General features: G+C 54.3%; 11 protein-coding genes. 6 read left to right on the top strand and 5 right to left on the bottom strand.

All coding sequences use genetic code 11. The features are described from left to right. Positions 1-88: 88 nt before the first annotated feature. The 4 genes from JJB07_RS01640 to JJB07_RS01625 all read left to right on the top strand — a co-directional run bounded on the left by JJB07_RS01640 (position 89) and on the right by JJB07_RS01625 (position 5,722). Positions 89-1,636 carry a M4 family metallopeptidase gene (locus JJB07_RS01640; RefSeq protein WP_201630571.1) on the top strand — a complete coding sequence of 516 codons (1,548 nt, stop codon included), beginning with the start codon at positions 89-91 and terminating at the stop codon, positions 1,634-1,636. Between the two features lie 96 nt (positions 1,637-1,732). Further along, positions 1,733-3,265, top strand: a complete 1,533-nt coding sequence (locus JJB07_RS01635) for a M4 family metallopeptidase (protein ID WP_201630570.1) — start codon at positions 1,733-1,735, stop codon at positions 3,263-3,265. Positions 3,266-3,768: 503 nt separating this feature from the next. Then, on the top strand, positions 3,769-4,908 hold the full coding sequence (locus JJB07_RS01630; protein ID WP_201630569.1) for an ATP-binding protein: 1,140 nt from the start codon (positions 3,769-3,771) through the stop codon (positions 4,906-4,908). Beyond that, positions 4,892-5,722 carry a DUF4435 domain-containing protein gene (locus tag JJB07_RS01625; RefSeq protein WP_201630568.1) on the top strand — a complete coding sequence of 277 codons (831 nt, stop codon included), beginning with the start codon at positions 4,892-4,894 and terminating at the stop codon, positions 5,720-5,722. Before JJB07_RS01630 ends, JJB07_RS01625 begins: the two co-directional genes overlap by 17 nt. 51 nt (positions 5,723-5,773) lie before the next feature. Here the strand turns inward: JJB07_RS01625 and JJB07_RS01620 are convergent, their stop codons facing one another. From JJB07_RS01620 to speE, 4 genes are all read right to left on the bottom strand, one after another. Next, positions 5,774-5,944 carry a DUF1427 family protein gene (locus tag JJB07_RS01620; protein ID WP_201630567.1) on the bottom strand — a complete coding sequence of 57 codons (171 nt, stop codon included), beginning with the start codon at positions 5,942-5,944 and terminating at the stop codon, positions 5,774-5,776. Between the two features lie 19 nt (positions 5,945-5,963). Then, the gene (locus JJB07_RS01615; RefSeq protein ID WP_201630565.1) at positions 5,964-6,392 is read right to left on the bottom strand and encodes a YwiB family protein; all 429 of its coding nucleotides are present in this window, start codon (positions 6,390-6,392) and stop codon (positions 5,964-5,966) included. 70 nt (positions 6,393-6,462) lie between these two features. Then, complete coding sequence (gene speB, locus JJB07_RS01610) at positions 6,463-7,341, bottom strand: agmatinase (protein WP_201632649.1); 879 nt, start codon at positions 7,339-7,341, stop codon at positions 6,463-6,465. 16 nt (positions 7,342-7,357) lie between these two features. Then, on the bottom strand, positions 7,358-8,188 hold the full coding sequence (gene speE / locus JJB07_RS01605) for a polyamine aminopropyltransferase (RefSeq protein ID WP_201630563.1): 831 nt from the start codon (positions 8,186-8,188) through the stop codon (positions 7,358-7,360). A gap of 195 nt (positions 8,189-8,383) precedes the next feature. Between speE and JJB07_RS01600 the strand changes: the two genes are divergently transcribed. Both JJB07_RS01600 and JJB07_RS01595 read left to right on the top strand, forming a co-directional pair. Next, the gene (locus tag JJB07_RS01600) at positions 8,384-10,489 is read left to right on the top strand and encodes a transglycosylase domain-containing protein (protein WP_201630561.1); all 2,106 of its coding nucleotides are present in this window, start codon (positions 8,384-8,386) and stop codon (positions 10,487-10,489) included. Positions 10,490-10,607: 118 nt separating this feature from the next. Further along, positions 10,608-11,792 carry a pyridoxal phosphate-dependent aminotransferase gene (locus JJB07_RS01595; RefSeq protein ID WP_201630559.1) on the top strand — a complete coding sequence of 395 codons (1,185 nt, stop codon included), beginning with the start codon at positions 10,608-10,610 and terminating at the stop codon, positions 11,790-11,792. Between the two features lie 193 nt (positions 11,793-11,985). Here the strand turns inward: JJB07_RS01595 and JJB07_RS01590 are convergent, their stop codons facing one another. Beyond that, positions 11,986-12,468, bottom strand: a complete 483-nt coding sequence (locus tag JJB07_RS01590) for a hypothetical protein (protein WP_201630557.1) — start codon at positions 12,466-12,468, stop codon at positions 11,986-11,988. Positions 12,469-12,635: the final 167 nt, after the last annotated feature.

Genomic DNA, 12,635 nt, shown 5'->3' with positions numbered 1-12,635 from the left:
TCGCTACATTAGAAAAAAAGACCATACAGCCTCAGGCAGTATGGTCTTTTTTCTATACATCCTGATCACAACATGGGAGGTCTTCAACGTGAACAAAAAACTCATCGCGACTCTCGTCCTGTCCACCGTCGTCACTTCGTCCTTTGCTTTGTCTGCCCAGGCGGCATCCGACAAACATGTGTACAAAAACGAAAAAGGCAAAGTCCACACCGTCTCCGGCAAACTCGGCAAAGCGTCCGGTTCCACACCGGAAGCACGCGCCCTGAGCGCGTTGGACAAAGTCAACGCCGACTTCGGCTTCGACAAAGCCCAAGGCAAGTTCAAAGCCAAGGACACCCACCTCGACGAGAACGGCACCACCCATACCAAACTCGACCACACCGTGAACGGTTTGCGCGTGTTCGGTGAGCAGATGATCGTTCATGAAGCCAACGGCGATGTCCAAGGCGTAACCGGTACCTACAGCGCCTTGACCCCGACCGCCACCCAAGCGAAACTGGATGCAAAGCAAGCGATTGACAAAGCGGTCGCGCACACCGGCTATACCGGTGAACTCGACCAAGCTGCCACCTCCGAACTTCTCTACGTGCCGCAGGGGGACGTTGCGGTGCTCGCCTATCTCGTCAACGTCACTTACAAAAGCGACCAACCGGGCCGCTGGCAGATCTTCGTCAACGCAACCGACGGCTCGATCGTGCAGGCGCTGAACACCATCGAGAACGCAACCGGCACCGGGACGGGTGTCTTGGGCGACTCCAAGTCTATCAACACCACGCTCAAGAGCGGCAAGTATTACTTAGAAGACCAAAGCAAGCCGATGTTCGCAACTGGGGGCGTCATCCGCACCCGCGACTACAAAGGCTGGCAATTCTCGTTCCTGCAATCGGACATGACGGACGCAGACAACGTGTGGGATACGGCGAACCAACGCGCAGGCGTTGACGCGCACTACTACGCGGGCGTTGTGTATGACTACTACCTAAACCAACTCGGCCGCAACTCCTACGACAACGCCGGGCACACGTTGCTCTCCGGCGTCCACTACGGCAGCAAATACAACAACGCGTTCTGGGACGGCACGCAAATGTCGTACGGCGACGGTGACGGCACCACGTTCATCAACTTCGCGGGCGGTCTCGACGTCATCGCGCACGAATTGACGCATGCCGTTACCGAGAAGACGTCGAATCTCACCTACTCCAACCAGTCCGGCGCCCTGAACGAATCGTGGTCGGATGCGATGGCGTCTGTCATCGAGGGCAAAAACTGGCTGATCGGCGAAGACATCTACACCCCGAACATCGCAGGAGATTCGCTTCGCTCGATGGCAGACCCGACCCTCAACGGCAACCCGGACAACATGAGCAACTACGTGAACACCACATCTGACAACGGCGGCGTTCACACCAACTCCGGCATCCCGAACAAAGCGTTCTACAACTTCGCAACCGCCATCGGCTCCCGCACCATCGCGGGCAAAGTCTGGTACACCGCGTCTCGTGACTACATGACCGCGTCCACCGACTTCTCCGGTGCGCGCTCTGCAACAATCCAAGCAGCAGCGGCTCTCTACGGCACAAGTTCCGACGTCTACAACGCGGTTGTCAACGCGTGGACAGCCGTCGGCGTCAACTAAAAAGTTTCAGAAAAAATAAAGGCCCTCGTACCTAGTGACGAGGGTCTTTTTTCCATATATTCTAAATTCATAAAATAATAGGAGGTCATTCAAGATATGAACAAAAAAATGATTGCGACACTCGTACTTTCTGCATGGACTGTTTCCGCGTTCACGCTTCCGGCCGGTGCGGCGGACAAGCAAGTGCTCAAAGACGAGCAAGGCAAAGTTCACAACGTGCTCGGTACGATTGGACATGTAAGCGGTTCCACTGCGGAACAACGCGCCCTGAACGCACTCGACAAAGTCCAAGCGGACTTCGGTTTCACACGCGCCGCTTCCGCATTCAAAGCGAAAGAAACGCATCTCGACGAGAAGTCTGTCACCCACACCAAGCTCGACCAACAAATCAACGGCGTCCGCGTTCTGGATCACCAGATGATCGTACACGAGCAAAACGGCAACGTCGTCGGCATCACCGGCGATTACGCGGCCCTGACCCCGAATGCAACCAAAGCCGCGCTCGATGCGACGACTGCGATCTCCAAGGCGGTCGCAAACACCGGTTACACGGGCACCTTGAGCCGCCCGGCCCAAGCAGAGCTCGTCTACGCACCGGTCGGGGAGCAAGCGGTGCTCGCCTACCTCGTCAACGTCAACTACTTGGGTGAAAACACTGCGGGCAACTGGCAGATCGTCGTCAACGCGACAGACGGCTCGATCCTTCGCGCCTTTAACAACCTCCAAGGCGACGGCCCCGCCGTGGGCACGGTCGGCACGATGAAAATCAACACCTACTACCGCGACGCGACCAAATTGTACTACATGGAAGACTGGACCAAGCACATGAACGCAACGAACGGCGGCATCATCCAGACGCTCTCCGCTCGCAACGGGAGCACCAACGCCTACCATATCACTTCGTCCAACAACGTTTTCACCGATGTGACGGCGGGCAATGCACACGTCTACGCCGGGACCGTTTATGACTATCTCTGGAACAAGCTCGGCCGCAACTCCTACGACAACAGAGGCTCCTCCATCGTCAACGTTCTGCATTACTCCACCAACTACAACAACGCATTCTGGGATGGAACGGAGATGATCTACGGCGATGGCGACGGCGTCAATTTCCGTTCCATGGTCGCGCTTGATGTGACAGCACACGAATTGTACCACGGTGTGACGGAAACCACCGCCAACCTGATCTACAGCGGGCAATCCGGTGCGCTTAACGAATCGTGGTCGGATGCGTTTGCAAGCGCGGTCGACAGCGGAGATTGGATGATCGGGGAGGACGTCTACACCCCGAGCATCTCCGGTGACGCTCTGCGGTACATGGACAACCCGCCCCTTGGCGGCCAACCTGCGAACATGTCCGGCTACGTAAACACCACCTCCGACAACGGCGGCGTCCACACCAACTCCGGCATCCCGAACAAAGCGTTCTACAACTTCGCGACTTCCATCGGCTCCCGCGACATCGCCATGAAGATCTGGTACATCGCAGAACGCGACTACATGACTTCTTCCACCAACTTCTCCGGCGCACGGGCAGCCACCCTCGCGGCCACCTCCGCGCTGTACGGCTCTGCTTCTTCCTACTACACCGCGCTGCAAACCGCTTGGACCAACGTCGGTGTGAACTAACATCTTCATGAAAAAAGGCCCCCGCGAGGTGGCCTTTTTTTGTTCGATAAGACGAGTATGACTTGCAACGTTGTGAACAAACGGTCGACGCTGACCCGTTTGTCCTGGGCGTAGATGTCATACCCTGCTACCGAGCGATGGTAACGAATACGAAAATTCTACGGCCCACATGGAGCGCTTCTCGACCACGCTTCTCGACCACGCTTCTGATGCGAGATTCCGACTCCGTCTTGGGCGTTGGGTGACGTCAGAAAGAACAAAATCGAGCAAATCATCGACGTCTCCAGCGACTCCCGCAAAAAAAATCAAAAACGCCGCCATGCCACCCCACCAATTCCAGAATACTTGTCTTCCCCTATGATACAGGTAGGAAAATGGAGTTACACGTTTGTCCCTACTAGGTAAGGAATTCTTCGCAACAGGAGGAAAATAGGTCTGAATAGGGAAACAATAGCTGTATACTAAGATGGCAAAAAACTCCGTACTAGACAGGAGATATCCAAATGAAGATTACACATTTTTACTCTAAAAATGCAGGTCCACAACCTGAGATAGCATTGGATTTTCGAAAACCACACAGCGGACAGGCCTACCCATATCTTCTTATTTCTGGACCTAACGGAACCGGAAAATCATTCCTGCTATTTCACATCCAGAATCTATGGTCTGCTGCGGAATGTTGCATTACAGATAGTCCAGCAACGTGGACTAGTGGTGATCATAATTGGAAAAACACTGGTTTAGCGATCATCATTGATTCTCCACTGAATGACACCGATAACCAAGTGGGGCTCTTTATCGGCTCCGAAGACGTTCTAATCGAATTACAGTCCTTACATCCTAATCTACTCTGGCTAGGACAAATCGTTTCAGAAAACAACCCGAGTGGTACAAACCTATCAATACCCGAAGAACACATTCCGTTTGTCCAGAAATGGCTTGATGAGCATGACCGCTTGATCCTCACCCCAGAAAAGACCTTGTCAAGCAATTTGATCTACTTAGATGCCGAACAACGACGATGGGTAGCGCCCAAAAAAAATGTCGGGAGCCTTATTCCCGATGACTATCGCATCCGTTGGCTCTGTACATATGAGGCAAACGAGAACTGGAGAGGTCAATTAGAAGCTGGCCTCATAAACTTAAAAATAGTTGATGAGAAAAATTACAAAGCTATCATCAGAGATATGAACAAATTTCTTATCAATAAGCAGATTGATCCGCAAATTCATCGTGCAGATCGAAATCGTTTGCGGGTAGTTCTCAATGATAGTTCCAAACGATGGCACTATCTTGACGAACTCAGTGCTGGGGAACGCCAAGTTCTGATCATGATTTATATCATTAGCCGTTGGATGGAAGAAGGAGGCGTTGTACTCCTCGACGAACCCGATCTTCATCTTCACCCCTCTCTGGTTAAAGGTCTTCTCGGACAACTCGAAAGCCTTGTTTCCCAGCGTAACGGGCAACTCATCATCACTTCCCACCACCCAGACGTATGGGACAGGTACAAAGCCATCGGAAAACGAATTCGCCTTGGTGAACCTGAGGATTCGCAAGAAACAGTAGATGAGGAGTTGGAATCTGCTGTTAAAGAACTAGAGCAATGGCTGGAGGAGCAGGGCGATGGCAAAATGGACTGACCTAAGGGATCAAATTCTTGAAAGGGAAGTTGGGAACTTAGGCAAACGAATCTTCCTCGTTGAAGGCAAGGACGACGTCCTTTGTTACGAAGCCGCTCTTCGTTCACACGTAGGTCACACGGAATGGAATACCCAATGGTCTGTGATTGACGCAAACGGCAAAGAAAACGTCTTGAAGATACTCAAGGACCAGCCTACATGGGTGGGACTCGTCGATCGTGACGAGCTCTCGGATGAAGAAGTCCAAGCTCTACAAGCCCAATATCCCAACTTGCACATCCTGCCTCGCTATTGCATGGAAAGTTACCTGATTGTCCCCGACGAGCTTTGGAACATGATTCCATCCCATTACCGTGACAACTTCCGTGCCGGGGAAAGCAAATTCAAACAGATGATCACCAGAGACCTGCAAAAATGGGTTCGACAAGGCGTTCTGTGGTCTGTTGTGAACCCCTTGCAACAAGAACTCATCTCCGTTGGTTTCAAAGACCACTTACTCGATTTCCAAATTGCTCAAGATGAAACCAAGATCAAACAAAAACTTGAAGAGTGGAGCTCGAAACTAGACGCTGACCGCCTTTTCTCCACATTTCAAACGCGTCTGGAAGAAGTTCTGCAACTTCCCGAACCCGTACAACTAACCCGTTGGGTTCATGGCAAGGATTTCTGGAAGGGTCGAGTCCAACCTGTACTGCGCCTCCTTATGGGTCAGCGTAACAATTGGGATACACCCTACGACATCGAGCTCTGGCAACATCTCAAACTCCCCGGCGAACTCATTCCCATCTTCCAAGCCATCACTCAACCACAATAAAAAGGAGTTAGACCCACACACGGGTCTGACTCCTTTTTTTCAAAACCGTCTCTACATCATGCCCTTGATCCACTCCACAACCTGTGCCCCGAGCCAGATGCCGACGATCCCAAGGATGCCCGACAGCACGGGCGGGGCCGGGAGCGGCAAGCGGAGCAGTTGAAACAGCGCCCCGACGACCCCCCCTGTTACGAGCGAGAGAAGCAGTACTTTTGCGTCCATGTCTTTCCACCTTCTTTCTCTATGGCAAGGGTTTGACGTTGACTTTCAATTCGATACGACTTTTATCCCCTGCCAGCCGCAAATTATACAACGCCTCCAACTTGCCGCCCTTCTCACTCATGTTCACAACGAGATGCGACGTGCGCGTGACGAGTTCGAACGTCCCGTGCGGGGTCTTGTACGTCCCGCTCTGCTCCTCGCCTTTGACAAGCGATTGCTTCATCACCGTCTCGCCCTGCCGAATCAACGTCACATGGCGGCCTTCGATTCGAAGCGTCGTCAGCGTCTGCCCGAGCCCGCTCTCTTCGCCTTCGCGATAGGCGATGTAGAGCGACTCGCCTTTTTGGTACAGCGTGCCTTCCGCTTCCGTGCGAAACGTCAGCCGCTCGCCGCTTTTCGCCCGTTGCTGCGACCAGACGTTGACTTGCACCGGCACTTTGTCCCCCATACCTCCAACCTCCTTGTAACTTGAAGAAAAGCAACCCCGGAACCCGGAGTTGCTTTTTTCATCGAAAAAACTATTTCTTCTGCGGTGCCAAGCCGAGCAGCACTTCGCGCACGATCTTGGATGCCAGAATCTGCGTTTGTTCTGCCGGGTCGTAGACCGGAGCGACTTCCACGAGGTCGAAGCCGACGATGTTCAGACCTGCATCGCGCATGAGGTACAGCGCTTTGAACAGTTCACGCGAGGTGATCCCGCCCGCATCGAGCGTGCCGGTGCCCGGTGCTTCAGCCGGATCGACGACGTCGATGTCGATGGTCAGGTAGATCGGACGGCCTTTGAGCTCTTCGATGCAGCCTTTGAGCGGTTCCAGCACGTCGAACGGGTAGAAGTTCGTGTTCTCACGTGCCCAGTAGAACTCTTCGCGGGTGCCGGAGCGGATGCCGAACTGGTAGACGTTTTTCGGTCCGACGATGTCGCACGCTTTGCGCAGAACGGAGGCATGCGAGTACGGCTCGCCTTCGTAGTCTTCGCGCAGGTCGGCGTGTGCATCGAATTGGATCACGACGAGGTCCGGGTACTTTTCATGGAACGCACGCACCGGGCCCCAGGTGACGAGATGCTCGCCGCCAAGACCGATCGGGAACTTGCCGTCATCGAGCAAGCCTTTGACATACTCATAAATCTGGTCAACCGATTTCGCCGGGTTGCCAAACGTCAGCGGGATGTCGCCTGCGTCGAAGTAGGAAACTTCTTCGAGGTGTTTGTCCAAGTACGGGGAGTACTCTTCCAAGAGGATCGAAACTTCACGTACGCGTTGCGGGCCGAGACGAGTGCCTGCACGGAACGAAACCGTCCAGTCCATCGGCATGCCGTAGATGACGGTGTCCGCTTCGTCGTAGTTCGAGGTCGCGCCGATGAATTCGCGTCCGCTGTAGGCCGGGTCGTGTTTCATACGGTGGATGCTCATGTTATTTCAACAGCTCCCCTACGAATTTCGGCAAGGTGAAGACCGTTTTGTGCATCGCTTTGTGGTAGTACTTGGTGCCTTCCGGTTCGATCAGGCTCGCTTCGTCCACTTCCAGCGGATCGTACTTCTTGGAACCCATCGTCCAAGACCAGAGGCCGGACGGGTAGGTCGGGATCGACGCAGTGTAGTAGCGGGTGATCGGGTAGATCGACGCGATGTCTTTGAACACGCGGGTGATCAGCTCGGAGTTGAACCACGGGGATTCGGATTGAGCGACCATGATGCCGTCGTCCTTCAGCGCTTCGTAGATGCCTTGGTAGAAGTCGCGAGCGAACAGACCGACAGCCGGGCCGACCGGTTCGGTGGAGTCGACGAGGATGACGTCGAACGAGTTTTTGTTGTCATGGATGTACTTGATGCCGTCCACAACTTGTACATCGACGCGCGGATCGCTGAGCTTGCCTGCGATTTCCGGCAGGTATTCCTTGGAGACTTCGATGACGCGACCGTCGATTTCCGCGAGAACGGCGGTTTCAACAGACGGGTATTTCAACATTTCACGGATCGCACCGCCGTCACCGCCGCCGACGACGAGGACGCGCTTCGGGTTCGGGTGGGTGTTCATCGCGAGGTGGGTGATCATTTCATGGTAGACGAACTCGTCTTTGTCGGTGGTCATGACCATGCCGTCGAGGACGAGCATCTTGCCCCATTGCAGCGTGTCGATCAGGTCGATGCGTTGGAATTCCGATTGCTCGGTGTGAATCGTTTTGCCAATTTTCGCGGTGATGCCGTAGTTCTCGGTTTGTTTCTCCGTGTACCAAAGTTCCATGTTGAGAGAACCTCCTTAGGGTATGTATGTCAACTTGCAGGTCGATGCTGATAGAAAAGGCAGACGGTAGGTATTATACCAAAATTATTGGTAAAATAAACAGCTTTTTCTCATTCTCACCAAGGAATTCTCGTATGATTCCACCTTGACTGGTTCATACTGGCGAATTAGGAATCCAAACAGGGAGGAGACGCTATGAAAACTCCTTACATCGAAGAGCTGGAAGACAACGTCGAAACCCACAGGCCCCCGCGAAAAAAACCCCGCCGCCGCGGTCCGGCGATGTGGTTTTGGAAAGCACTGGTCATCTTTCTCATGTCCACGATCGCGTTCGGGGCTTTCTTCTACTTATACTTGCGCTATTCCGACTTGCCTCCAAACAAAATTGCCAACCCGTCCGCCCTCGTCGCGGGCGACGGCAGCCTCTTGACCAACCTCGTCAAAGGAACGGACAGCAACCGGATCAAAGTCCCGCTCGCCGACATCCCCACGTTCATCATCGACGGGACGCTGGCGGTAGAAGACCAGCAGTTTTACCACCACAACGGCATCAACCCCGCCGGGATCGCCCGCGCTCTCTGGGTCGATCTCAAAAGCGGACAAGTCGTCGAAGGCGGCTCCACGATCACCCAACAGCTCGCCAAGAATTTGTTCCTCACCCAAGACCAGACTCTCACGCGCAAACTGCGGGAAGCGATGCTGACGATCCAACTGGAGATGAACTACTCCAAAGACGAGATCTTGGAGCAATACCTCAACGTCATCTACTACGGCCACGGCGCATACGGCGTGGAGATGGCGGCGAAGACCTATTTCAACAAGGACGTCCAAGACCTCGACCTCGCGGAGTCCTCGTTGCTCGTCGGCCTGCCGAAGGGCCCGAGCCTCTACGATCCGTTCCTCGACTTCAACAAAGCCAAGGAGCGTCAAAAAATCGTGCTCGACCTCATGGTCGGCCAAGGCTACCTCACCCAAGCGGAAGCCACACGAGCCTTTGCGGAAAAAATCGAACTCGCCCCGCAAAAAACACCGACCGGCACCGCGCCGTACTTCACGGATTTCGTGTCCTACCAACTGAAAAACACTTACGGCATCTCCGACGACGACCTCTACCGGGGCGGTCTGAAGATCCAGACCACGCTCGACCCCAAGATGCAAGCGGCCGCCGAACAAGCCGTCCAAGACCAATTGAAAAAACTCCCGGCCACGTCGCAGAACATGCAGGTCTCGCTGATCGCCATGGACCCGAAAACGGGCGCCGTCAAAGCGATGGTCGGAGGCAAAGACTACAAACAAAGCTCCTTCAACCGCGCGCTCGCCAAGCGCCAACCGGGGTCCGCTTTCAAACCGGTCGTTTACTTGACGGCGCTGATGAACAACTACACCCCTGCCACACGAATCAAAAGCGAGCAGACCACGTTCACTTACAAAGACGACCAAGGGCAAGAAAAAACGTACGACGTCCACAACTACGGCAACTCGTATCTCCACGACTACATCCCGTTCCGGCAAGCCATCGCCCGCTCGGACAACGTCTTCGCCGTGACGACGATCATGGACATCGGGCCGGAGAAAGTCATCAACACCGCGAAAGCATTGGGCTTGACGGGCGACATGAAGCCGTACCCGTCGCTTGCGCTCGGCGTGTTTCCCGAATCGCCGCTGGAGATGATCAAAGCGTATGCCCCGCTTGCCAACGGCGGGTACAAAGTCAACCCGCATGTCGTCCAACAGATCGAAGACGCAAGCGACCGAACCATTCGCTCGTTTGAAGAGCAGCGGGAATCGATCCTCGACCCCGGCGTCTCGTACATCCTCACCGACATGATGAAATCGGTCTACACCTCGCCTGAAGGCACCGGCTACCGCGTTCACAGCATGTTCGACCGACCGGCTGCCGGCAAATCGGGAACGACCGATACAGACGCGTGGATGATCGGCTACACCCCGGACCTCATCACCGCCGTCTGGGTCGGTTATGACAAAGACCAACTGCTTTCGCCTACAGAGTCGTATGTCGCAGCTCCGATCTGGGCGCAGTTCATGAACGCCGCACACCAAGGAATTGAACCTCATGACTTTGCGCAACCGAGCAACGTTTCTGAACTCTACATCGACCCGCATACAGGCCAGTTGGCGACGGAAAACTGTCCGGAGAAGCAACGCGAGTTTTTCCTCACCGGGTCGGAGCCGACCGAATGGTGTGAAACGCACCCCTCGGTGACAAGCACGGCGAAGAACATTACCAACAAGACCGAGTCCGGGCTGAAGTCGTTCTGGAACTGGGTCACAGGCAACTGAATACAGTAGGAGTAAAATAGGCGGGTCGGCGCAAAACCGACCCGCCGTTTGCTTGACCTAGCTACATCACGAGGGTATTGTAAAAGTATTCGAACATAGGGTTTGGAGGGAAACCGAAATGGCTTTTGGACTGTCAGACCGGGTCAAGAACATCGCCCCGTCCCCGACGCTTTCCATCGACACCAAAACGAAAGCGATGATCGCCGACGGCATCGACGTGATCAACTTGAGCGTCGGTGAGCCGGACTTCGGCACGCCGGAGGTTGCTTGTGTGGCAGGGAAGCTCGCCATCGACCAACAATTCACCAAGTACACCGCCGTGCCGGGCATCGTGGAACTGCGCAAGAAAATCGCGGAGCAACTCGCGACCAAGGGCCTTTCCTACACGGCCGACGACATCCTCGTCTCGTCCGGCGCGAAGCATTCGCTGTACAACGCCTTCATGGCGCTGTGCAACCCCGGCGATGAAGTCATTATGCCGGCTCCGTACTGGGTTTCCTATCCGGAGATGGTTCGCCTCGCCGAAGGAGTTCCCGTTGTGATCCCGACCGACGAGAGCACCGGATTCAAGATCACCCCGGCACAGCTTGAAGCGGCAGTTACCGCGAAGACCAAAGTTCTGCTCCTCAACTCTCCGAGCAACCCGACGGGTGCCGTCTACACGCCGGAAGAATTGCAAGCTCTGGCTGAAGTCATTCGCAAGCATGACTTCTATGTGATCTCCGACGAGATTTACGACCAGTTGGTCTACGGTGTTGAGCAGGTTTCCATCGCAAGCCTTGGCGACGACATCAAGCAGCGCACGATCGTCGTCAACGGGTTCTCCAAGTCCTATTCCATGACCGGCTGGCGGGTCGGCTACTTGGCGGCAGACCGAGCGATCGTCAAAGCGATGACGTCGTTCCAAAGCCATACCACGGCCAACCCCGCTTCGATTTCGCAAAAAGCGGCCGTAGCCGCCCTCGATCACCAAGACGAGACGATGGTGCCGGAATTCCGCTGGCGTCGAGACTATGTGTTGGAGCGTCTGCGTGCGATGCCGTATGTGACCTGTGATGCACCGTCCGGGGCGTTTTACGTATTCCCGAACTGTGCGGGCACGTTTGGCTTGTCGTACCAAGGCAACGCCATCAACAACTGCGATGATTTCGCAGCGTTGCTCTTGGAGCAAGCGAACATCTCGCTCGTCCCGGGCTCCGGTTTCGGCGCGCCCAACAACTTCCGGATCTCCTACGCCACCTCCCGCGACAACCTCGCCAAAGCCATGGACCGCCTCGAAGCGTTCCTCAAACAACTGCAATAATACACAACCTAAAAAGAGCACGCCTCTACCAAGGCCGCTCTTCAAGAAGACACGTTTCAAGAAGATGCCCTCAAGAAGACGCTCTTCAGGATGACGCTCTCATGGAGTGCCTTTTCAAGAAAGTCTGTCTTCAATAAAAAAAGCCGTTTCGACGCTGAGCGTCCGAAGCGGCTTTTTTTATGTCGTACCACGGTTATTTTTTATCCGACATCTCGTCGATCTTCCAGGTGCCGTCTTTTTGTTTCACCACGTGGAATTGTTTTTTGTACGAAACGGTCATTTCATGCACGTCTCCGTGCTCGCGTACACCGTCGACTGTCCAATCAGCGTAGACAGTGAACTCTTCCTTGCCATCCTTCAACATATCCAGTTGATTAAACGTAATCTTCTTGACAATGTGCCGCTCATTCGCCATCAGTCGCTGCTGCATCACCGCCGTTTGCTGGCTCATCTGCTGCGACAACAGCGGATCGGCCAAGCCTTTGGAAAGCAAATCGTGCAACTGTGTAGTCGTCTGTGCTTGCCACGCATCATAAATCGCTTGGTGCGCTTGCTTAAACTCTGTCAGTTTCTGCTCCTGTGTTTCTCCACTTCCCCCACAGCCGAGCAGCCCCCAAATCATCACCAAAATCCCCAACAACGCCCCAATTCCGCGCTTTTTCCCGCTCCAGAACATCCTCTGCCGCCTCCCTTTTTCTTCTATTATAAACGACCAAACTCGCCATTCGTAGATACTAAACGGAACCCCTCCCTAATTTAATAATGTTAAATCAAAAACAGCATCTGTGTCAAACTTTCCGTTGACTTTTCGGACTTCGTGGATTATATTTTAGACACATTCGA

The organism is Tumebacillus amylolyticus (genome assembly GCF_016722965.1).
GTDB classification, from domain to species: Bacteria; Bacillota; Bacilli; order Tumebacillales; family Tumebacillaceae; genus Tumebacillus; species Tumebacillus amylolyticus.
This window is presented reverse-complemented; position numbering and strand designations above follow the sequence as displayed.

Bases quoted from the DNA above. Each gene is read 5' to 3' on its own strand.
- JJB07_RS01635 (WP_201630570.1), top strand. From the start codon at position 1,733: ATGAACAAAAAAATGATTGCGACACTCGTACTTTCTGCATGGACTGTT.
- JJB07_RS01625 (WP_201630568.1), top strand. From the start codon at position 4,892: ATGGCAAAATGGACTGACCTAAGGGATCAAATTCTTGAAAGGGAAGTT.
- JJB07_RS01630 (WP_201630569.1), top strand. From the start codon at position 3,769: ATGAAGATTACACATTTTTACTCTAAAAATGCAGGTCCACAACCTGAG.
- JJB07_RS01600 (WP_201630561.1), top strand. From the start codon at position 8,384: ATGAAAACTCCTTACATCGAAGAGCTGGAAGACAACGTCGAAACCCAC.
- speE (WP_201630563.1), bottom strand. From the start codon at position 8,188: ATGGAACTTTGGTACACGGAGAAACAAACCGAGAACTACGGCATCACC.
- speB (WP_201632649.1), bottom strand. From the start codon at position 7,341: ATGAAACACGACCCGGCCTACAGCGGACGCGAATTCATCGGCGCGACC.
- JJB07_RS01615 (WP_201630565.1), bottom strand. From the start codon at position 6,392: ATGGGGGACAAAGTGCCGGTGCAAGTCAACGTCTGGTCGCAGCAACGG.
- JJB07_RS01590 (WP_201630557.1), bottom strand. From the start codon at position 12,468: ATGTTCTGGAGCGGGAAAAAGCGCGGAATTGGGGCGTTGTTGGGGATT.
- JJB07_RS01620 (WP_201630567.1), bottom strand. From the start codon at position 5,944: ATGGACGCAAAAGTACTGCTTCTCTCGCTCGTAACAGGGGGGGTCGTC.
- JJB07_RS01595 (WP_201630559.1), top strand. From the start codon at position 10,608: ATGGCTTTTGGACTGTCAGACCGGGTCAAGAACATCGCCCCGTCCCCG.